This is a genomic window from Cupriavidus alkaliphilus (genome assembly GCF_014191175.1).
Taxonomy (GTDB): Bacteria; Pseudomonadota; Gammaproteobacteria; order Burkholderiales; family Burkholderiaceae; genus Cupriavidus; species Cupriavidus alkaliphilus.
In genome coordinates this window covers 1,249,424-1,269,056 of the sequence record NZ_JACHWE010000001.1, presented here as the reverse complement: position 1 = coordinate 1,269,056, position 19,633 = coordinate 1,249,424, and the positions used below count along the sequence as shown (strand labels likewise).

General features: G+C 67.2%; 19 protein-coding genes. 5 read left to right on the top strand and 14 right to left on the bottom strand.

The window, feature by feature from the left end; translation table 11 throughout:
• Window positions 1-19: 19 nt before the first annotated feature.
• From FHX60_RS06010 to FHX60_RS05980, 7 genes are read right to left on the bottom strand one after another with little or no spacing between them, the layout of a single operon-like run.
• The gene (locus FHX60_RS06010; RefSeq protein WP_183282739.1) at window positions 20-1,330 is read right to left on the bottom strand and encodes a glycoside hydrolase family 5 protein; all 1,311 of its coding nucleotides are present in this window, start codon (window positions 1,328-1,330) and stop codon (window positions 20-22) included.
• Window positions 1,317-2,516: a lipopolysaccharide biosynthesis protein gene (locus FHX60_RS06005; protein ID WP_183282738.1), complete on the bottom strand. Its 1,200-nt coding sequence runs from the start codon at window positions 2,514-2,516 to the stop codon at window positions 1,317-1,319. Before FHX60_RS06005 ends, FHX60_RS06010 begins: the two co-directional genes overlap by 14 nt.
• Complete coding sequence (locus FHX60_RS06000) at window positions 2,516-3,745, bottom strand: polysaccharide pyruvyl transferase family protein (RefSeq protein ID WP_183282737.1); 1,230 nt, start codon at window positions 3,743-3,745, stop codon at window positions 2,516-2,518. The genes FHX60_RS06005 and FHX60_RS06000 overlap by 1 nt, the downstream gene beginning before the upstream one ends.
• Window positions 3,708-4,787, bottom strand: coding sequence for a hypothetical protein (locus FHX60_RS05995; RefSeq protein ID WP_183282736.1), 1,080 nt, complete (start codon window positions 4,785-4,787; stop codon window positions 3,708-3,710). Before FHX60_RS05995 ends, FHX60_RS06000 begins: the two co-directional genes overlap by 38 nt.
• Before the next feature lie 3 nt (window positions 4,788-4,790).
• A complete protein-coding gene (locus tag FHX60_RS05990; protein WP_112774217.1) occupies window positions 4,791-7,025 on the bottom strand; it encodes a polysaccharide biosynthesis tyrosine autokinase in 2,235 nt (744 codons plus the stop codon).
• 21 nt (window positions 7,026-7,046) lie between these two features.
• Window positions 7,047-7,484 (bottom strand): low molecular weight protein-tyrosine-phosphatase, encoded by a 438-nt coding sequence (locus FHX60_RS05985; protein WP_092308539.1) that lies wholly within the window; start codon window positions 7,482-7,484, stop codon window positions 7,047-7,049.
• Window positions 7,481-8,620, bottom strand: a complete 1,140-nt coding sequence (locus tag FHX60_RS05980) for a polysaccharide biosynthesis/export family protein (RefSeq protein ID WP_092308572.1) — start codon at window positions 8,618-8,620, stop codon at window positions 7,481-7,483. Before FHX60_RS05980 ends, FHX60_RS05985 begins: the two co-directional genes overlap by 4 nt.
• Window positions 8,621-9,115: 495 nt before the next feature.
• Here FHX60_RS05980 and galU point away from each other — a divergent pair, with 495 nt between their 5' ends.
• Both galU and FHX60_RS05970 read left to right on the top strand, forming a co-directional pair.
• Window positions 9,116-10,012 (top strand): UTP--glucose-1-phosphate uridylyltransferase GalU, encoded by an 897-nt coding sequence (galU, locus tag FHX60_RS05975; protein ID WP_092308575.1) that lies wholly within the window; start codon window positions 9,116-9,118, stop codon window positions 10,010-10,012.
• A gap of 57 nt (window positions 10,013-10,069) precedes the next feature.
• Window positions 10,070-10,885, top strand: coding sequence for an undecaprenyl-diphosphate phosphatase (locus FHX60_RS05970; RefSeq protein ID WP_183282735.1), 816 nt, complete (start codon window positions 10,070-10,072; stop codon window positions 10,883-10,885).
• Between the two features lie 120 nt (window positions 10,886-11,005).
• Here FHX60_RS05970 and guaA read toward each other — a convergent pair whose 3' ends face one another.
• From guaA to guaB, 3 genes are all read right to left on the bottom strand, one after another.
• A complete protein-coding gene (gene guaA, locus FHX60_RS05965) occupies window positions 11,006-12,625 on the bottom strand; it encodes a glutamine-hydrolyzing GMP synthase (RefSeq protein WP_112774215.1) in 1,620 nt (539 codons plus the stop codon).
• Window positions 12,600-13,211 carry a hypothetical protein gene (locus FHX60_RS05960; protein ID WP_092308587.1) on the bottom strand — a complete coding sequence of 204 codons (612 nt, stop codon included), beginning with the start codon at window positions 13,209-13,211 and terminating at the stop codon, window positions 12,600-12,602. The genes guaA and FHX60_RS05960 overlap by 26 nt, the downstream gene beginning before the upstream one ends.
• A 178-nt stretch (window positions 13,212-13,389) precedes the next feature.
• Window positions 13,390-14,853, bottom strand: a complete 1,464-nt coding sequence (gene guaB, locus FHX60_RS05955) for an IMP dehydrogenase (protein WP_092308588.1) — start codon at window positions 14,851-14,853, stop codon at window positions 13,390-13,392.
• Window positions 14,854-14,976: 123 nt separating this feature from the next.
• Here guaB and FHX60_RS05950 point away from each other — a divergent pair, with 123 nt between their 5' ends.
• Both FHX60_RS05950 and FHX60_RS05945 read left to right on the top strand, forming a co-directional pair.
• The gene (locus FHX60_RS05950) at window positions 14,977-15,936 is read left to right on the top strand and encodes a DMT family transporter (protein ID WP_112774214.1); all 960 of its coding nucleotides are present in this window, start codon (window positions 14,977-14,979) and stop codon (window positions 15,934-15,936) included.
• Between the two features lie 188 nt (window positions 15,937-16,124).
• Window positions 16,125-16,646 (top strand): DUF4124 domain-containing protein, encoded by a 522-nt coding sequence (locus tag FHX60_RS05945; protein WP_112774213.1) that lies wholly within the window; start codon window positions 16,125-16,127, stop codon window positions 16,644-16,646.
• Window positions 16,647-16,701: 55 nt separating this feature from the next.
• Here the strand turns inward: FHX60_RS05945 and FHX60_RS05940 are convergent, their stop codons facing one another.
• Both FHX60_RS05940 and FHX60_RS05935 read right to left on the bottom strand, forming a co-directional pair.
• Window positions 16,702-17,049: an RnfH family protein gene (locus FHX60_RS05940; RefSeq protein WP_112774212.1), complete on the bottom strand. Its 348-nt coding sequence runs from the start codon at window positions 17,047-17,049 to the stop codon at window positions 16,702-16,704.
• Complete coding sequence (locus tag FHX60_RS05935; protein ID WP_092308601.1) at window positions 17,036-17,473, bottom strand: type II toxin-antitoxin system RatA family toxin; 438 nt, start codon at window positions 17,471-17,473, stop codon at window positions 17,036-17,038. Before FHX60_RS05935 ends, FHX60_RS05940 begins: the two co-directional genes overlap by 14 nt.
• A gap of 179 nt (window positions 17,474-17,652) precedes the next feature.
• On the opposite strand from FHX60_RS05935, the gene smpB reads away from it, so the two are divergent.
• On the top strand, window positions 17,653-18,105 hold the full coding sequence (gene smpB / locus FHX60_RS05930) for an SsrA-binding protein SmpB (protein WP_018005677.1): 453 nt from the start codon (window positions 17,653-17,655) through the stop codon (window positions 18,103-18,105).
• A 49-nt stretch (window positions 18,106-18,154) separates the two neighbouring features.
• On the opposite strand, the gene FHX60_RS05925 is transcribed toward smpB, so the two are convergent.
• Both FHX60_RS05925 and FHX60_RS05920 read right to left on the bottom strand, forming a co-directional pair.
• Window positions 18,155-19,087 (bottom strand): SPFH domain-containing protein, encoded by a 933-nt coding sequence (locus tag FHX60_RS05925; protein WP_092308604.1) that lies wholly within the window; start codon window positions 19,085-19,087, stop codon window positions 18,155-18,157.
• Between the two features lie 108 nt (window positions 19,088-19,195).
• Window positions 19,196-19,630: an NfeD family protein gene (locus FHX60_RS05920; RefSeq protein ID WP_092308607.1), complete on the bottom strand. Its 435-nt coding sequence runs from the start codon at window positions 19,628-19,630 to the stop codon at window positions 19,196-19,198.
• Window positions 19,631-19,633 lie beyond the last annotated feature (3 nt).

Genomic DNA, 19,633 nt, shown 5'->3' with positions numbered 1-19,633 from the left:
GGCCGTGCTGCCGTGCTGGTCAGGGCGGCGCATTGCCGCCGCCGGGCCAGCTGGCCAGCAGCATCCCGGCGTCGGCAAGCACGGTGCCGTCCTGCAGCGCCGCGCACGGGCGCGCGCCTGCGGCGCTGCCCAGGGCCCTCACCTTGCAGCCGTCCGGCCCCGCGTGCGCCAGCGCCTCGCGCAACAGCGCCCGCCCTTGCGGCCCCCAATAGATGCGATGCACCGCGCCATCCTTGCGCAGCGACAGCACGAAGCTGTCCTGGCGCTGGCGCCAGTGGGCGTCCTGCGCCCCGGCAAGCAGTCCCAGCAGGTCGCGCAGCATGGCGATGACCGGCTTCTCCGAGCCATCGTTCCTGAGCAGGCCGAAGTTCGCCTCGCGGTCCCATCTTGCCTGGCCGCGGTCGCGCCATGCATAGATGCCGAGCATGGGCACCTGCGCCATGACGCCGGCGAGCACCTGCCTGGCGATCAGCGTCGCCTGCGCGGCTTCGCTGCGCACCGGCAGGTACGAGGCATAGCCCCATTCGCTGACGATCAGTTGCGCGCCCGGACGCGGCGAATTGCGGATGCGGCCGCCCAGCTGCCGATAGTCGCGCAGCAGCGTCTCGGGCGTGGCGCGGTACGGATGGATGCTGAGCCCCTTCATGCAGCCCAGCCGCGGATCGGTCAGCAGGCGCGACAAGGACTGTTCCGCGACGGGATTTGCCGGCCCGGGCAGCCGCGCCAGGCCGAACAGGTAAACGGACGGCGGCGGCGCCGTGCCGGCCTGCGCCAGCGCGTCGCAGATCTTGCCGGCGGTCGAGAGCAGCCGCGAAATGGGTACCGACGGATGCAGGAAGGTCTTGTTGTCGGGCTCGTTCCAGATCTCGTACGACAGGTCCGGCCCGGCGTTGCGCTGCATGAACTGGCTGGCGAACGCGGCGAAGCTGGCCTCGCTGGCGTCGCTGCCACCGTCCTCGCCCTGGTCGCCCCAGATATACCGCCCGCCATACAGCGTGACCAGCATCTGCAGGCCGGCCTGGCGTGCCTGCGCAATGACCTGCGCGTAGCGCTGCGGCGCCAGGTGTCCGCGCACCACCCCGGGCCGCACGCCGAAACGCACGTGCGAGAAGCCGAGGCGCCGGATCTCGGCGAAGTCGCGGGCCGACACCGTGGCCGGATCGATCTGCACGGCAAAGGCCGGCATCGACGCAATCCGGCCGGAGGCCTGCCCGTTCTCGGCATGCGCCTGCCGGGCGGGCCACCAGCCCGAGACCGCGATCAGCGCGGCCAGCGCCAGCGCACGCGTCTGCGCCCCGCGGCGCGGCGATGCGGCGCTACGCGGCGACATGCCTGCGCAGTACGCCCATGGCGAGCGCACCGGTCTGGAACAGCGCGATGACGAGGAACGACACCAGCATGACCTGCGCCGCCACGAGGTAGTCCAGCTGCGGATATCGCCATGCCCCCAGCACGACGCCGGCAAGCAGGCCGATGCCCGCGGCCAGGAAGATGGCGCGCGCCATGCCGAATGCCTTCAGCAGGGTGCGCAGGCACATCACCACCGCAAACACGATCGGAAACAGCGAAAAGAAGCGCACGTCGAGATCCCCATACGCTGCGCCGAACAGCATGACCACGACCTGGTCGCCAAACAGCAGCAGCAGCACGCTCAGCGCGCCGGACAGCACCACGCCGCCCAGCACGAAGCCGGCCGCGTTCCGGGCCAGCGTCAGCGTGTCGTCCTGCCGGAACGACGCCGCAAACCTCGGCATCAGGTGGTAGCCCAGCGCCATCAGGATATATTGGGCCGGCAGCAGCACCGTCAGCAGGATGCGGAACTTGGCCGAATCGGCGAAGTGCCCGAGCGAGCCGAGCAGCACCACCAGGCCCGGCCCGACCAGCCAGCTCATCAGCTGCGCGCTGGCCGAGCTGGCACCGAACCCCAGCCACTGGCGCGGCGACTCCGGCCGGCCCGGGATCAGTTCGATGCGGCCGCGGCGGCGCAGCGTGGCGGCCGCGATCAGGGTCGGCAGCAGGATCGCGGCCGCGAGCAACAGCATTGCCGCAGGCGCCGGCTGCGTGCCGGAGGCCAGGCCGATCATGGCCACGCCGCCGCCGATCAGGGTGTGGCAGACCAGCAGGCCGGCATAGCCGCGCGTCTTCGCGCCCACCGTCCTGAGCACCCAGTACGCGGTGTAGCTGGCAAACAGCACCGCGGCGGCCGCGCAGGCCGACGTGCTCAGGCCATGCCCGTACAGGTAGAGGATGGACCCGGCCGCGACCGGAAGCACCGTCAGCACCGCGACTTCGGCCGAAAAGCGCACGCGCAGCTTGATCCCTTCGATCAGCGCGGGCTCGTGCAGGAACGAAACATAGAAGATGTTGATGAACACCACCAGCGATAGCACCACCGCCACCAGCCCATAGCCCGCCACGTCCATCGAGCGGGCCAGCGCCACGTTGATGCCGAACTGCACCGCCGTATATGCGGCCTGCTCGAACACCGCGCCCAGCGCCGACAGCATGCGGCGCATTACGGCGTCCCCTTGAGCGAAGGCGCCGCGTCGAGCGGCGCCGGCGCGGCCGGCGCCGCCAGCTTCTGGCTGAACAGCTGCGCCAGGCCTTGCGTAATCTCGCGGCCCAGCCGCGCCGAACGCTTGAACTGCGCCGCGCCCAGCGAGCGCGCGTAGGTGAGCCTTTCGATCACGTCGTCAGCACCGGCACTCTGCCGCACCGCGAAATCGCCGCGCCCGCTCAGCTTGAAGAACGACGCGACCTTGGTGTCCCAGACGATGCCGACGGAAGGCACGCCGAAGCTGAAGGCGATGATGTTGGCGTGCATGCGGTGCCCGACCATGCTGTGGCAGCCCGCGATGATCGATGCCAGCTCCGCCGGGGACCTGGGCAGCATGTAGTCCACGCCCTCCGCAACCGCCGCACCCAGCCGGCTCCTGACCGTGGCCGCGGCGAGGTTGTCTTCCTCGGCGCCGTTGGTGAACAGCACCACGCGCTGTCCGCCCTGGCGCAGCTTGTGCACCAGTTCCACGAACATGCCCAGCCCGGCGCCCTGCTCCGATACGGCGACGAGGTCCGCGTTGTAGTGCAGCGATTCGACGTCCGAGACGCAGATCCCCACGTCCCAGCGCTTCTCCAGCCCATGCTCCGCATACAGCGACGAACTCAGGATGGCGGGATCGGGAATGATGGCGACATCGCAAGGCTCGCCCGCGCCAAGGCCGACGATATTGCGCCGCGAGCTTTCATCCCGCACCGAAACGAATTGCGGCGCCGCCAGCGCGAAGAAGCGCGACACCAGGTAGCGCCCCAGGCGCGACCAGCCGGCCGCCACGCCCACCGACACCAGCGCGACCTTCGCGTTGCCGCCAAGGCAGCGGGCCAGCAGGTAGAGCTTGAGGGGGAAGTTCAGGTCCACGTCGCACAGCAGCTGGCCGCCGCCGACCACCACCATATCCGCATCGGCCAGCTGCTGCTGCCAGCGGGTGCGCCATTGCCGCCGGTATTTCAGCCAGATGGCAGCGGTCAGCACCGGCACCCGGGCCCAGCCAGGCAGCCGCGAGAAGAGCCGCATCAGGCGGCCCTTCTTCAGCGAGTTTTCGCCCAGCCGGGTGCGCCCGGCGATGTCCAGGAAGCTGACCCGGCAATCCGGCACCGCCTGGCGGATCAGGTGGGCCAGCGTTTCGGCGATCACCGCATCGCCGAGGTTGTCACTGTATGGCACCGCGCATATGACGACGTGCTTCATCTTGTTTGGCCGGCAAGGCACTTAGCAAAGGGATGAGGAACAAGCTGACCGAGGTGAGGTGGCGAACATAGCTGCCCAGGTCCGGCTCGAAGATAAACTGCACCAGGATATGCGCCACCACCAGCGTGGCGAACCAGCGGCGCTTGCGCCCGGCCGCGGTCGCCGCCGGCGTGCCGGACAAGCCGCGCAGCGCCACGCGCAGGATCGCGGCATGCATCAGCATCATGGCCAGGTCGACCGGAGCGCGGAAGCTGATCACCGGCAGCACGAACATGACCGCCGCGTACAGGTAGTTGACAATGAAATTCACACCGGATGTGGGCGGGTACAGGTTCCAGATCATGGTGCGGTTGTCGCTGCCGATGCTCAGCGCATAGTTGTTCGAGATATCCCGCGGCGACTGCAGGATAAACAGGATCTCGGACGGCGCCACCAGGATCGCGCCCACCACGCAGGCCAGCACGATGGCCTTCCATGCCGGCGACAGCCGCGCCGACGCGCGGATGCCCAGCGCCAGCACCAGGATCATCGCGTAGTAGTTGCGGATAAAGAGCGCGTAGCAGCCGTACAGCACCATGGTCATGACCACCAGCGCGCGGTACGACACGCCGCGCGACATCCCGCCCATGACCAAGACGATCGACATCGCGATCACCACGGTCTCCTTGCCCGGCGACAGCAGGTTCAGCAGCATGCAGGGCAGCACGAACAGCCAGCGCGTGGCGAGGTCGCGCAGGCTCGCCAGCCGGCTCGACGCCAGCGCAAGATAGGCCACGCCGACCGTGGCGGTGACGACATTCACATACTCCGCCCCGAACACCGAGAACACTTTGGCGGTGGCGGCGAACGAATCGTCAAGGTCGGTCGAGCCGCTGACCAGGAATTCCAGCATCTTGTTGGAATCGGTGACCCATTTTTCCGGCAGCGAGTCGCGCCCGAAGAAATAGATCGTCAGGTACAGCAGGCTCAGCACCAGGCTCGCCACCGTGGCCAGCCCGCGCTCGGCCAGGACCCAGTCGCGGTCCAGTCTCGCGGCTTGCATGGCTTACGCCTTCTCGCTCTGCGAGTAGCCGTAGTAGGCATAGCGATAGCGCCCGTACTTGGAGCCATAGCCGTAGCGGAAGGCGTTGGGGTCGAGGCCGTTGAAGATCACCCCCTTCACGCTCACGTTGACCTGCCCCAGCTGCTTGGCGCATTCCGAGATCTCGCCGATCGAGCTCTTGCCGAAACGCGTCACCAGGAACACCGTGGCGCAACGCTCGGCCAGGATCGCGGCATCGGCGACGGCCAGCACCGGCGGGCTGTCGATCATCAGCATGTCGTAGCGCGCGCTGAGCTCTTCCAGCAGCCTGACCATGCGCTCCTTCAGCATCAGTTCGGCCGGATTCGGCGGAATCGTCCCCGTGCCGATAAAGTCCAGTCCCTGCACCACGTCGCGGTGGATCACGTCTTCCAGCGACAGCTTGCCGGCCAGCACGTCGGACAAACCCGGCTCGCGGTCCTTGCCGAAGTACTGGTTCAGGTAGCCCTTGCGCATGTCGGCGTCGACCAGCAGCACGCGCTTGCCGCCGGAGGCCATCAACGCGGCCAGGTTGACCGAGACAAAGGATTTGCCCACGCCGGCGGTGGCACCGGTCAGCAGCACGCGGTTGTTGGGCGCATCCAGCATGGCGAACTGCAGCGAGGTGCGCAGGCTGCGCAGGCTTTCCACCGAGGGCTCGTTGGGGAAGCGGTCGGCCAGCAGATAGTGGCCACGCTTGCGCGCCTGGATGTCCTTGCTGATGGTGAGCTGGTGTTCGGACTGGGGCACCGTCGCGTAGACGTTGAGCCCGGTGTGTTCCTCGATGTCCTTGGGGTCGGTGATGCCGCCATACAGGGCATTGCGCACAAAGGCCACCACGGCCCCGGCCAGCACGCCAAGCACTGCCGCCAGCACGATCACCAGCGCCTTCTTCGGCTTGACCGGCTCCTCGGGCACCGGCGAGGTGTCGACCAGGCGCACGCTGCCGACCTTGCCCGCCTTCACCAGCTTGAGCTGCTGCATATTGTTCAGCATGCCGACATAGAGGTCGTTGTTGACCTGCACGTCGCGCATCAGGCGCACGGTATCCTGCTCCAGCGTCGGCAGGGTCTTGACCCGGCCAGCGACCGCTCCCACCTTGGCGGCAAGCGCGGCAATCTGCTTGTCGATGGCCTGCATCGACGGGTGGCCCGGCGCAAAGCGCGTCACCAGCTCGGCGCGCTTCTGCTTGAGTTCCAGCAGCGAGGTTTCGGCGGTCACGCTCTCCTGCAGGAAGGCCTTGCCCTCTTCGCTCAGGTTGAAGGTGCCGCGCTCATTGCGCATGGCGTTGTACTTCACTTCCGCGCGCTCGAGCTCGCCCTTCAGTTGCGGCAGCAGGTTATTGAGGAACAGCAGCGATTTTTCCGCTTCGGCGGCCTTGCGGTTGATGTTCTGCGCCACGTATTCGTCGCCGATCTCGTTCAGGATCGCCGCCGTCAGCCTGGCGTCATTGCCTTCCAGCGAAGCCCCGATCACGCCGCTCTGCTTGCCCTTCTCCGCAATGTTCAGCTGCTGCTGCAGCTGCTCCAGCGTCTTCAGCCGCGACTGGCGCACCAGGTTGAAGGCAATGCCAGGCTTGGCCTTCAGCGCCGTCACCAGCAGCCGGATCTCGCCCACCGCATGGCTGGCCTCGACCGCTTCGCCGACGCGGCCGACGATGGGCTTGTCCAGGCTGCTCTGCTCGAGCCGGTAGCGGCCATCGCCCAGGCTCACCAGCAGGAAGTTCTCGCCTTGCAGCGCCTCGGGCACGTCGAAGGTCGGCACCTCGATCGATTCCCCGGCCCACGCATAGCCGCCCATGCCGAACAGGCCGGGTTCGGACAGGCCCTTCGACTGGCTGGCGATCCACGGCCCGACCAGCGGAAAATACTTGGGCTTGGCATCGATATAGAGCCGCAGGTTGTCGACCGCCTTGCCGACCACCATGCGCGAGCGCAGGATCTCGATTTCCGCGGTCGCCTGCGTCTTGACGTCGAACAGCGACGAGACATCGCCCAGCAGGCCGTTGGGACTGTTCTGGCTGTCCTCGACCTGCACCATGATGTTGGCCTCGTACACCGGACGCGCCAGGAACGCATAGGCAACCCCCAGCATCAGGACGGCAAAGGCAATGGCCGCGATCAGCCAGCGGTTTGCCACCAGCACGTCGAGGTAGCGGACGACGGCAATCTCGTCCGACTGGGCCGGCGCCGCGACGGGAAGATAAGTGGACTGGTTCATGGCAGGCAGGACAGTATCGGTTTAACCCAGGGCCCGGATGCGCGGCACCCAGGACTCCACGCCGCGCTGGATCAGTTGCAGCGCGCTCTCGAATGCCGCACGGGGCTGGCGGTAAGGGTCTGGCACATCGAACTTTTCCAGCTCGCCCAGGCGGAATACCCTTCCGGTGGTCGCCGGATGCAGGCGCTGGATCTCCTGCCGCTGCGCGCCGTCCATCACCAGTATCAGGTCCGCGCGCCGGATCAGCACGTGATTGAGCTGCTGCGCCCGGTGCCCGGATATGTCCACGCCCTGGCGGCTCATCAGGTCCACCGCATGCGGATCCGCGGCATGCCCGGACAGCGCGCCGAGGCCGGCCGAGACCACCTCGCCCTCGGGCAGCGCCTGCCTGAGCAGGCCCTGTGCCATCGGGCTGCGGCAGATATTGCCGATGCAGACCACGAGTACGGTCTTGATCATTTGACTGCGTTCGCGGTGGACGTGAAGAAGTTGCCGCTCGGCACCAGCTGGTTGATCACGCGGCTCCAGCGCACCACGCCCGCGGCATCGACATAGACCACGTCGCGCGGCTTCAGCTCGAAGGCCTCGGCCAGGGCAAACGCGACCGGTGACTTGCCGTCGAGGTGGAACACCTCGGCCTGCCCGTCGGCGGCCTTGCGAATTACGTAGAGCTCCTTGGCGTTGGCCGAATTGGGGTTCAGGCCGCCGGCTTCACCGATTGCTTCGCTGAGCGTGAGCCGGCCGTTGCGCGGCATCACCGGCGTCGGCTTGACGACTTCGCCGGTCACGAAGACCTTGCTGTCCTCGCGCTGCTCCACGCGCACGATGTCCCCGTTGCGCAGCAGGATGCGCGCCGGGTCGATGCCTTGCTGCAGCAGCGCCGGCAGGCTGACGTAGTAGGTCTTGCCCTCGCGCGAGATGCGGATGCGGCTGTTGTCGCCGGTCAGCACGTTGATGCCGCCGGCGCGGTTGAGCGCCTCGACCAGCGTCATCGGCACGTCGTCGATATTCTGCGGACCCGGCGTCTTGACTTCGCCGTCGAGGTAGACCCGCTTGCTGCGAAACGCCAGCACGCGCACCGTGACCTGCGGCATCGTGACCACCGGCTTGAGCTGGGTGCTCAGCTGCCCGCGGATCTGGTCCGGAGTCTGGCCAAGCACCTTGAGCACGCCGGCATAGGGAAACTGGATGGTGCCGGCCGGGCTCACCACGTAGCCCGGAATGTTGGCCGCGCCGCTGTAGCTGGGGATCTCGTACGCGGCGCCGATCGAGTAGGTCTGCGTGGGGAACACCAGTTCCGGGTGATCCCACACCACGATCGAGAGAATGTCGCCGACCCCCACGGTATAGGGCCCGGGCTCGCCGAACAAGGCCTCGACGCCGGCGTTCGCGGGCGGCGTGGCGGCCTTCAGCGTGCGCACCAGCGCCGGCGTGATCTGCGTGACCTTGGGCACCGACTCCGGGTCCTCCGGATCCAGCGGGCGCTGCGGGTCGAAGCGCATGCCCGGCGCCAGCGCGCACGATGCCAGCAACGGAACGATCCCCAGGCACATGACGGCCCTGCCAAACCTCAAGCTGCTTGAAAGCTTTAGCACTCTCGATGATTCCCTTGTTTGCAAGAAGACCCGCATGGCCCGCCGCCACCCTGTCGTAACGCACAGCGGTGACCCCGCTGGTCCGACATGGCACCCGGGGGTGCCTGTCCGCTTGTCTGCACGGCTGCGGAACTGAACCTGGCGGTGTTGACTGGTTGTGCCCGGCGCGCTGGGCGCGCTCTTTTCTGCACTGCGTCATCCGTAAATGACCGGCGAAGTTTATGGCTCGCGGGACTACATCTTCAAGGCGCGGCCGGCGTTTTTACCAAGTTTCCGATCCCCCCATCGGAGTGGAAACGAATTCCGTCCCAACGCGTGAGGGGTACCGCGGGTGGTGCGACGCAGCACAATCGCGGGTGGCACCCCGTGCCGACTTAAGGGTGTAGGCGATTGATTCCCTGTTGCGCCTACACCCTCTTTCTTTGCCGGCGGATGAAGGCAGGCCTCGCCGCCATCGCACCGAGCATTGCCGAACCTTTGAAGGGAACCACTGAAATGACAAGTCGCGTTAGCAAGGCCGTCTTCCCGGTCGCAGGCCTGGGCACCCGCTTCCTGCCGGCCACCAAGGCCAGCCCCAAGGAAATGCTGCCGGTGGTGGACAAGCCGCTGATCCAGTACGCCGTGGAAGAAGCCATGGCCGCCGGCATCACCGAGATGATCTTCGTCACCGGCCGTTCCAAGCGCGCCATCGAAGACCACTTCGACAAGGCCTTCGAACTGGAAGTGGAGCTCGAAGCCAAGAACAAGCGCGCGCTGCTGGACGTGGTGCGCTCGATCAAGCCCGCCAACGTCGAATGCTTCTACGTGCGCCAGTCCGAAGCGCTGGGCCTGGGCCATGCGGTGCTGTGCGCGGCCAAGCTGGTGGGCGACGCCCCGTTCGCGGTGATGCTGGCCGACGACCTGATCGACGGCAACCCGCCGGTGATGAAGCAGATGGTCGATGCCTACGACCACTACAACTGCTCGGTGCTGGGGGTCGAAGAGATCCTGCCGGAGCAGAGCCGCTCCTACGGCGTGGTCGAGGGCCGCGAGTGGGGCGAAGGCGTGATCAAGGTCTCGGGCATCGTCGAGAAGCCCGCGCCGGAAGAGGCCCCGTCCAACCTCGGCGTGGTCGGCCGCTACATCCTGACGCCGCGCATCTTCGACCACCTGCGCGCGCTGAAACCCGGCGCCGGCGGCGAGTTCCAGCTCACCGACGCGATCCAGTCGCTGCTGAGCCAGGAACAGGTGCTGGCCTATCGCTACCAGGGCACGCGCTATGACTGCGGCAGCAAGCTGGGCTACCTGAAGGCGACCGTCGAGTACGCGCTCAAGCACCAGGAAACCGGCGCGCAGTTCCGCAGCTACCTGGAGCAGCGCGAGCCTCAGCTGTTCCACAGCCTGGCGGCCTGACGGTCCCCTGCTTCGCGCCCCCTTCGAACCGCACAGCAACCACAAGGCAGCCGCCACATGATCGACTGGATCCACCTGGGCAAGGCATTCTTTCTCGGCCTGCTCGAGGGCCTGACCGAATTCCTGCCCATTTCGAGCACCGGGCACCTGATCCTGGTCGGCGACTGGATCGACTTCACCTCGCACGAGGCGCGCGTGTTCGACGTGGTGATCCAGCTGGGCGCGATCCTCGCCGTGTGCTGGCTGTACCGTGCCAAGATCACGGATCTGTGCGAGGGCGTGGTGCGGCGCGACCCCGACGCACTGCGCTTCGCCACGGCGGTGCTGGTTGCCTTCCTGCCCGCCGCGATCATCGGCGCGCTGCTCATCGGCCCCATCAAGCACCACCTCTTCGATCCGGCCGTGGTTGCCGCCGCACTGATCGCGGGCGGGCTGGTCATCCTCTGGGTCGAGCGCCGCAGCGCCGTGCCGCGCATCCACGCCATCGAAGACTTTGGCTGGAAACAGGCCATCGGCATCGGCTTCGCGCAGTGCGTGGCGATGATCCCCGGCACGTCACGCTCCGGCGCCACCATCATCGGCGGCATGCTGTCAGGCGTATCGCGGCAGGCAGCGACCGAGTTCTCCTTCTTCCTCGCCATCCCCACCATGCTCGGCGCCGCCACCTACGACGCCATGCGCCACTACCACCTGCTCAGCCTGCAGGACATCTGGTCGATTGCTGCCGGCTTCACCGCCGCCTTCCTGTCCGCGCTCTTTGTCGTCAATGCGCTGGTGCGGCTGGTGGCGCGGCATTCGCTGCGGGTGTTTGCTTGGTATCGGATCGGGCTGGGGGTGGTGATCGGGGTGGTGAGTTTGGGGTGGTCGGTTTGAGCGGGAGAACAGTCTGGCGGGGTGCAGGCAGATGATTGCCTTCTGGTGGCACCCTCCGTCGCAAAAAAAAAAAGGCGCCGCGAAGGCGCCTTTTTTGTTTGATCGCGGATCTCCGCGCAATCACTCCCACTCGATCGTCGCCGGCGGCTTCCCCGACACGTCATACACGACGCGGTTCAAGCCCCGCACTTCGTTGATGATGCGGTTGGAGCAGCGGCCCAGCAGCGCATACGGCAGGTGCGCCCAGTGCGCGGTCATGAAGTCGGTGGTCTGCACCGCGCGCAACGCGACGACGTAGTCGTAGGTGCGGCCATCGCCCATCACGCCCACTGACTTGACCGGCAGGAACACGGCGAAGGCCTGGCTGGTCAGGTCGTACCAGCTCTTGCCGACCTGATCGGGCTCGCACAGGCCGGCGGCGGCGTCGTGTTCGGTGGCGATGGTCTTGCGCAATTCTTCGATGAAGATGGCATCGGCGCGGCGCAGCAGGTCGGCGTAGTCGCGCTTGACTTCGCCGAGGATGCGCACGCCCAGGCCCGGGCCCGGGAACGGGTGGCGATAGACCATTTCGGGCGGCAGGCCCAGTTCCACGCCGAGCTCGCGCACTTCGTCCTTGAACAGGTCGCGCAGCGGCTCCAGCAGCTTCAGGCCCAGCGTCTCGGGCAGGCCGCCGACGTTGTGGTGGCTCTTGATGGTGGTGGCCTTCTTGGTCTTGGTGCCGCCCGACTCGACCACGTCCGGGTAGATGGTGCCCTGCGCCAGCCACTTGGCGTTGGTCAGCTTGCGGGCCTCGGCCTGGAACACCTCGACGAACTCGCGGCCGATGATCTTGCGCTTCTGTTCCGGGTCGGTGACGCCGGCCAGGTGGCCCAGGAACTGCTCGGACGCATCGACATGGACCACCTTGGCGTGCAGGCGGCCGACGAACATCTCCATCACCAGCTTGCCTTCGTCCTGGCGCAGCAGGCCGTGGTCGACGAACACGCAGGTCAGCTGGTCGCCGATGGCGCGATGGATCAGCGCCGCGGCCACCGACGAATCGACGCCGCCGGAGAGGCCCAGGATGACTTCCTCATCGCCGACCTGCTCGCGGATCTTGGCGACCGCTTCCTCGATATGGTCGCGCATGACCCAGTCAGGCTTGCAGCCGGCGATCTGCAGCACGAAGCGCTCCAGCATCTGGCGGCCCTTGACCGTGTGCGTGACCTCGGGGTGGAACTGCACGGCGTAATAGTGGCGCGTCTCGTCGGCCATGCCGGCGATCGGGCAGCTCGGCGTGGATGCCATCAGCTTGAAGCCGGGCGGCAGGCCGGTGACCTTGTCGCCGTGGCTCATCCACACCTTGAGCATGCCGTGGCCTTCCGGCGTGCGGAAGTCCTCGATGTCCTTGAGCAGCTCGGTATGGCCATGGGCGCGCATCTCGGCGTAGCCGAATTCACGATGGTCGCTCCACTCGACCTTGCCGCCCAGCTGGACCGCCATGGTCTGCATGCCGTAGCAGATGCCCAGCACCGGCACGCCCAGGTCCCACACCGCCTGCGGCGCGCGCAGCTGGTGGTCTTCATAGGTGCTGGCGTGGCTGCCGGACAGGATGACCGCCTTGGGGGCGAATTCGCGCACGAACGCGTCGCTGACGTCGTTCGGGTGGATTTCGCAATAGACGTGCGCCTCGCGGACGCGGCGGGCGATCAGCTGCGTGACCTGCGAGCCGAAATCAAGAATGAGGATTTTGTCGTGCATGATGGGCCGATGGCGTGTCTTCCGGGATGGGCTCGGTCACGACTTCCGTGCCGGGGCCATAGCCCGGCGGCGGCGTGATGACCGGCTCGCGCCGGTATTCTGGGGTATTCGTGGGGCGCGCCGCGGGGGCAACGCCGGGTTCCTTCCTGCTTTCCTGTTCCTGCAGCGCGCGTTCCATCTTCCGTTGCTGTTCGCGCACGCGCACGCGCTTGGCCGCCGGGATCTGCACCACGGCAAAGAACAGCAGCACCACCGCCATGGTCGGCAGCCAGATCTTGCCGGCGCCTTCCAGCGGCAGCTCCAGGAACACCATCCAGCCGATGATGAGCACCGCGCTGGCCAGGTTCACGTAGCCTGCCGTGCGCGCCACCGGCACCGTCAGCTGGCCGTTGAAGGCGGCTTGCCACAGCAGCACCGACAGACCCACCAGCGCCACGCCCAGCAGCTGCCCGAACAGCGCAGGCTGGGGCTGCGGCAGCTGCAGCGCCGCGTACAGCGTGGTGAACGGGGACATCAGCAGCAGGATGCCCAGCAGCAGGTCCACCAGGGCATCGAAAAACAGCACGGCTCGCAGCAACACCTTCATTGGCGCTCCTCGTCTTGGCCCCGGCCGGTGGTGCGGCGGGCATCAGGACAACGCCTGCATGGCGCGCGGCCAGGTTCGGATGGGATGGCGGGTCGGGCGCGGGCACGCGCTGGCGCGCCCGCGCCCGGATGCCGGCGGCCGCGCACCGCCTGCAGGGACGGTGCGCGGCCGTGGGGCATCAGTCGATATGGTAGTTCGGCGCTTCCTTGGTGATCTGCACGTCGTGCACGTGCGATTCACGCATGCCGGCTGCCGTGATCTGGACGAACTGGGCGCTGTCGTGCCAGTCGGCAATCGACTTGCTGCCGCAATAGCCCATCGAGGCCCGCACGCCGCCGGTCAGCTGGTGGATGATGGCCATCACCGAGCCCTTGTACGGCACGCGCCCTTCGATGCCTTCGGGCACCAGCTTGTCGACGTTGGCGGTGTTGTCTTCCTGGAAGTAGCGGTCGGCCGCGCCGTCCTTCATCGCGCCCACCGAACCCATGCCGCGGTAGCTCTTGAACGAGCGGCCCTGGAACAGGAAGGTCTCGCCCGGCGCTTCCTCGGTGCCCGAGAACATGCCGCCCATCATCACGGTGTGCGCGCCGGCCGCGAGGGCCTTGGCCACATCGCCCGAGTAGCGCACGCCGCCGTCGGCGATCAGCGGCACGCCGGTGCCCTTGAGCGCTTCGGCCACGTTGGAGACGGCAGTGATCTGCGGCACGCCGACGCCGGCCACGATACGCGTGGTGCAGATCGAGCCCGGGCCGATGCCGACCTTGACGCCGTCGGCGCCATGCTCGACCAGCGCGCGCGCGGCGTCGCCGGTGGCGATGTTGCCGCCAACCACCTGCACTTGCGGGAAGTTCTGCTTGACCCAGCGCACGCGGTCCAGCACGCCCTGGCTGTGGCCGTGCGCCGTATCCACCACAATCACATCGACGCCGGCCTTCACCAGCAGCTCGACGCGCTCGTCGTTGTCCGGGCCCACCCCGACCGCGGCGCCGACGCGCAGCTGGCCGTGGTCGTCCTTGCTGGCGAGCGGGTTGTCCACCGCCTTCTGGATGTCCTTCACCGTGATCAGGCCGCGCAGCTCGAAGGCCTGGTTCACCACCACCACGCGCTCGAGGCGGTGGCGGTTCATCAGCCGCTTGGCTTCTTCCAGCGGCGCGCCCTCGGCCACGGTCACCAGCTTCTCGCGCGGGGTCATCTTGGCGCGCACCGGGGCGTCGAGCTCTTCCTCGAAGCGCAGGTCGCGGTTGGTGATGATGCCGACCACGGCCTTGCCCTCGACCACCGGGAACCCGGAAATGCCGTGCTGCTGCGACAGCGCGATCACATCGCGGATCTTCATGTCCGGCGAAATGGTGATCGGATCACGCAGCACGCCCGACTCATAGCGCTTGACGCGCGCGACTTCGCGGGCCTGGTCGGCGGGCTTCAGGTTCTTGTGGACGATGCCGATACCGCCGGCCTGCGCCATGGAGATCGCCAGGCGCGCCTCGGTCACTGTGTCCATCGCCGCGGATACCAGCGGGATGTTCAGTTCAATGGAGCGGGTCAGGCTGGTGCGGAGGGAAACATCCCGGGGAAGGACGGCCGAATAGGCCGGGACGAGCAGCACGTCATCGAAGGTGAGTGCTTTCTGGACAAGACGCATAGCAATTCCTCTAGGCGCAAAACCGAATTATACAGGAATGCGCGATTTGCTGATGCCCGGCAACGGCCTTTCCCGGGTGCTGTCTGCTATGCTCGTTGTCTTTTTATCCGGGCACGGCGAAGTATGGGAATCGGCGTATTGTGCGGGCTGCTGGCTGGCGCGTTCTGGGGCATGGTCTTCATCGCCCCCAAGCTGCTGCCCGCGTTTTCGCCATGGGAACTCGCCATCGGCCGCTACCTGGCCTACGGGCTGGTGGCCTGCGTGGCGGCGCTGCCGCTGCTGCGGCGCATCGCGCGCAAGCTGACCCGCGCCGACTGCGTGGCGCTGCTGCGCCAGGCGTTTACCGGCAACCTGCTCTACTACGTGCTGCTGGCCTTCGGCGTGCAGCTGGCCGGGGTCGGCCCAACCTCGCTGATCATCGGCATCCTGCCGATCTCGGTCACCATCATGGGCCGGCGCGACCACGGCGCGGTGCCGCTGTCGCGTCTGCTGTGGCCACTGCTGGTGGTGGCCGCGGGCATTGCCTGCATCAACATCGACCTGTTCGGCGGCGGCCAGAGCGCCCATGCGGCGGCGGCCGGCGCCGTGGCGCGGCCGGTGTGGCAGAAGCTGGCCGGGGTCGGCTGCGCCGCCGGGGCGCTGGTCTGCTGGACGCTCTACGCGGTCGACAACGCGCGCTACCTGCAGCGCAACCCGCATTACAGCGGCAATGAATGGTCGGCGCTGTACGGGCTGTCGACCGGCGCGGTGTCCGCGGTGCTGGCACTGCTCGGCTGGGTCATCGCCGGCGATACCCTGAGCGCAGCCGACAGCGGCCGCGACTGGCAGTGGTTCTGGATGGTCAACGCCGCGGTCGCGCTGGGCGCTTCGCTGATCGGCAACAACCTGTGGAATATCGCCAGCCGGCGCCTGCCGCTGACGCTGTCGGGCCAGATGATCGTGTTCGAAACGCTGTTCGCGCTGGCCTATGGCTTTGTCTTCGACCAGCGCTGGCCCCGCCCGCTGGAAATCGCCGCGATCGTGTTGCTGATGGTCGGCGTGGCCTGGTCGGTGCGCTTGCACGCCACCGACAAGTCTGCGTAGACTAGCAAACCATGGCGCGGGGGTCACACGCGCCACCTAAAAATACAACGCACACCCAGGGTCAAACCGGCGCCACGCATTGCCTTGCATGCGGGGCGTCCAGGCTGTCGCCGCGCTGGCCTGCCGCGGCATCGCCACGCATGCAGCCGACGGCCCGTGCTTCCAGAGCCACTTTGAGACGTCCCGCCATGCAACGATCGTCCGCGCCGTGCCTGCTTGCCGCTGCCCTTGCCGCCGTTCTGGCCGTGCCTGCGCCAGCCCTTGCCTACTGGCAGTGGCGCGACGCCAACGGCCACATGGTCTACAGCGACGTGCCGCCGTCCACGGCGGCGGCCAGGGTCCTGCGCGCCCCGGGGCGGCATGCCGGCGACTTCCAGCCGGTCCAGGCGGCGCAGCCCGCGGACGCCGCCATGGCCGCACCGGCTCCCGCCAAGGCATCGGCCAGGCCCGCCGCGCCGACGCCCGAAGAAGCGTTCCAGAAGCGCCGCGAAGCCAGCCTGAAAGCCGCCGCCGAAGAAGCCCGCAGGGAAACCGAGGCGGCCGAGCGCGCCGTGCGCTGCGCGCAGCTGCGCAACTACGCCACCGGACTGCAACAAGGCATGCGCGCCGCGGTCGCCGGGCCGGATGGTTCGCTGCAGCACCTGAACAGCGAGCAGCGCCAGGCCGAAATCCTCAAGACCAGCGCCAACCTGGAAAAGCACTGCCACTGAAGCCATGAAAAACGGGGCCGCACGGGCCCCGTTTGGTTCGGCGGCAAGACGCGGCTCAGCTGTTGCCGCGCAGCCATTTCTGGCCTTCGCGCGTGCCGCTGGCGCGCTGCTTCTGGACCCGCTTGCGGCGCGCCTGCTTCGGATCCGCCGTCAGCGGCCGGTACACTTCGATGCGATCGCCGTCGCGCACCACCGTCTCCGGGGTCTTGAGCTTGCCGAAAATGCCCACGCGCATGGTGGCGGGATCGACCTCCGGGCAAGCCTGCTGCAGGCCGGAGCCGACGATCGCGGCGGCAATCGTGGTGCCGGCGGGCACGTCGATGGCCTTCAGGAACACGGCATCCGGACGCGCGTAGCAGACCGCGACATGCACCGTGCCGGCGCCACGTTCAGCTGGTGCCATACACCACCTCGGCGCGCTTGACGAAGGCATCGACAAAGGTATTGGCGATCATGCTGAAGACCGGCCCGATGAGCTTCTCCAGCAGCAGGCTGGAAAACTCGTAGTGCAGGTGGAACTCGATCTTGCAGGCATCTTCGCGCAGCGGCGTAAAGCGCCATGACCCGTTGAACGTCTTGAACGGCCCGTCGGCAAAGGTCATGTCGATACGCGTGGGGCGTTCCTGGGTATTGCGCGTATGGAAGAACTGCTGGATGCCCTTGAAGTGGATATGGATCTTGGCGTCGAGTTTGGTCTCGGTCTGCTCGAACACCTCCACGCCGCCGCACCATGGCAGGAACTTGGGATAGTCCTCCACGCGGGTGACCAGGTCATACATCTGCGCGGCGGAGTAACCGAGCAGGACGGATTTATGGACGTCTGCCATGTAAGGGGAAATCTGGCTTGCGGACCTGCCGCGCGCGCTGCGCGGCAGGCATGCGCCTGTGCCGGGGGCTGGTTTGCTAGAATCCCGATTTTAGCCGACCCGCGCGTCCCGCGGCATCCCGCCATGCGGCGCTGCAGCGAGCCGGCCAGAATCCACCCTACCGCACCCTACCCGCACGCATGACCATTGCAGATAACAAGAAGGCCTTCTTCGACTATTTCATCGAGGAACGATACGAGGCCGGGATCGTGCTGGAAGGCTGGGAGGTCAAGGCGATCCGAGCCGGGCGGGTGCAGATCAAGGAAGGCTACGTGGTCGTGCGCGACGCCGAGATGTTCCTGATCGGCGCCCATATCAGCCCGCTGCAAAGCGCCTCCACCCACGTCAAGCCCGATCCGGTGCGCACGCGCAAGCTGCTGCTCAAGGCCGACGAAATCAAGAAGCTGATCGGCAAGGTCGAGCAGCGCGGCTACACGCTGGTGCCGCTGAACCTGCATTACACGCGCGGCCGCGTGAAATGCGAGATCGGCCTGGCCAAGGGCAAGAAGCAGTTCGACAAGCGCGAGACCGAAAAGCAGCGCGACTGGCAGCGCGAGAAGGCCCGCATCATGAAGGGCGACACCAAGCACTGAGCCGCCACGCCGCGGCCAGGCTTTCGGCCGCCCTTCATTCCACCCCGCCTCAAGCGGCCTTCTGCTGTCCCTTCACGATCTGCAGCGCGGTGGCGATCATGCTGCTCATGTCGCCCATATTGCCCGGCACGATGAGCGTATTGCCCTGCTTGGCGAGGTTGCCGAACGCAGCCACGTATTCCTCGGCCACCTTCAGGTTGACCGCGTCCATGCCGCCTTCGGCGCGGATCGCATTGCCGATCTTCTGGATCGCCTGCGCATTGGCCTCGGCCACCGCCAGGATCGCGCTGGCCTCGCCCTGGGCCTTGTTGATGGCTGCCTGGCGCTCGCCCTCGGACTTCTGGATCGCCGCCTCGCGCGCGCCGGTGGCCAGGTTGATCTGCTCCTGGCGCTTGCCTTCGGACGCCGCGATCAGCGCGCGCTTCTCGCGCTCGGCGGTGATCTGCGCCTGCATCGCATGCAGGATCTCCTTGGGCGGGGTCAGGTCCTTGATCTCGTAGCGCAGCACCTTCACGCCCCAGTTGGAGGCGGCCTCGTCCAGCGCGTTGACCACGCTGTGGTTGATGAACTCGCGCTCCTCGAAGGTCTTGTCCAGTTCCAGCTTGCCGATCACCGAGCGCAGCGTGGTCTGCGACAGCTGCGTGATCGCGACCACGAAGTTGCTGGAGCCGTACGACGCCTTCATCGGGTCGGTGACCTGGAAGTACAGCACGCCGTCGACCTGCAGCTGCGTGTTGTCCTTGGTGATGCAGACCTGGCTGGGCACGTCCAGCGGGATTTCCTTGAGCACATGCTTGTAGGCGACGCGGTCGACGAACGGCACCACGATCGACAGCCCCGGCGTCAGGGTCGCGTGATAGCGGCCCAAGCGCTCCAGCACCCAGGCGTGCTGCTGCGGCACGATCTTGATGCCCTTGGCAATCAGCACGATAACGGCGATAAGGATGATCAGCGGCAGCAAACCAAGCTGAAAAGCAAGCATGTAACGACCCTCCAGGCAGAACACATCGGTACGACGCCGCCGGTCGGCGGCAGGCGGAACGCACCGCGGCCGCGGCCGCGATGCGTAAAGGATCCGGAAGACAGGGCTTCAGCGGGGCGACACCACCAGCGTGCTGCCGCGCACCGCGACGATGCGGTAGCGGCCCGGCGCCAGCGCGCGCTCGGGGGGACAATCGGGCGCCAGCTCGACGGTCCAGTCGGCGCCGCGATACGGCACGCGCGCGCGCCGGTTGGCGTCCCACGCCGGCACGTCGAGCTCCTGGCCGATATCGAGGTTGACGTTGGGATCGGCCGCGGCATTGCCGCGCCGCAGCTTGCCGAAGCGGGTGCGGCGCAGCCCGGCGATCAGCACCGCCGCGACCAGCGCCCCGACCAGGGTCTGCGCCGCGGGCGAGGCGCCGAGCAAGGCCGCCACCCCGGCGGCGGCCAGGCCCACCGCCACCATCAGCAGATAGAAGGTGCCGGTGTTCAGTTCGACGATCACCAGCAGCACCGCCGCCACGAACCAGATGTAGTACGCCATCCA

Excerpts from the sequence above, each read along its gene's own strand:
- FHX60_RS05985 (WP_092308539.1), bottom strand. The coding sequence starts at position 7,484 with ATGATCAAGACCGTACTCGTGGTCTGCATCGGCAATATCTGCCGCAGC.
- FHX60_RS06005 (WP_183282738.1), bottom strand. The coding sequence starts at position 2,516 with ATGCGCCGCATGCTGTCGGCGCTGGGCGCGGTGTTCGAGCAGGCCGCA.
- FHX60_RS05960 (WP_092308587.1), bottom strand. The coding sequence starts at position 13,211 with ATGAAGGTGTTGCTGCGAGCCGTGCTGTTTTTCGATGCCCTGGTGGAC.
- FHX60_RS05940 (WP_112774212.1), bottom strand. The coding sequence starts at position 17,049 with ATGGCACCAGCTGAACGTGGCGCCGGCACGGTGCATGTCGCGGTCTGC.
- FHX60_RS05925 (WP_092308604.1), bottom strand. The coding sequence starts at position 19,087 with ATGCTTGCTTTTCAGCTTGGTTTGCTGCCGCTGATCATCCTTATCGCC.
- guaA (WP_112774215.1), bottom strand. The coding sequence starts at position 12,625 with ATGCACGACAAAATCCTCATTCTTGATTTCGGCTCGCAGGTCACGCAG.
- FHX60_RS05970 (WP_183282735.1), top strand. The coding sequence starts at position 10,070 with ATGATCGACTGGATCCACCTGGGCAAGGCATTCTTTCTCGGCCTGCTC.
- FHX60_RS06000 (WP_183282737.1), bottom strand. The coding sequence starts at position 3,745 with ATGAAGCACGTCGTCATATGCGCGGTGCCATACAGTGACAACCTCGGC.
- galU (WP_092308575.1), top strand. The coding sequence starts at position 9,116 with ATGACAAGTCGCGTTAGCAAGGCCGTCTTCCCGGTCGCAGGCCTGGGC.
- FHX60_RS05920 (WP_092308607.1), bottom strand. The coding sequence starts at position 19,630 with ATGGCGTACTACATCTGGTTCGTGGCGGCGGTGCTGCTGGTGATCGTC.
- smpB (WP_018005677.1), top strand. The coding sequence starts at position 17,653 with ATGACCATTGCAGATAACAAGAAGGCCTTCTTCGACTATTTCATCGAG.
- FHX60_RS05945 (WP_112774213.1), top strand. The coding sequence starts at position 16,125 with ATGCAACGATCGTCCGCGCCGTGCCTGCTTGCCGCTGCCCTTGCCGCC.
- FHX60_RS05950 (WP_112774214.1), top strand. The coding sequence starts at position 14,977 with ATGGGAATCGGCGTATTGTGCGGGCTGCTGGCTGGCGCGTTCTGGGGC.
- FHX60_RS06010 (WP_183282739.1), bottom strand. The coding sequence starts at position 1,330 with ATGTCGCCGCGTAGCGCCGCATCGCCGCGCCGCGGGGCGCAGACGCGT.
- FHX60_RS05995 (WP_183282736.1), bottom strand. The coding sequence starts at position 4,787 with ATGCAAGCCGCGAGACTGGACCGCGACTGGGTCCTGGCCGAGCGCGGG.
- FHX60_RS05935 (WP_092308601.1), bottom strand. The coding sequence starts at position 17,473 with ATGGCAGACGTCCATAAATCCGTCCTGCTCGGTTACTCCGCCGCGCAG.
- guaB (WP_092308588.1), bottom strand. The coding sequence starts at position 14,853 with ATGCGTCTTGTCCAGAAAGCACTCACCTTCGATGACGTGCTGCTCGTC.
- FHX60_RS05990 (WP_112774217.1), bottom strand. The coding sequence starts at position 7,025 with ATGAACCAGTCCACTTATCTTCCCGTCGCGGCGCCGGCCCAGTCGGAC.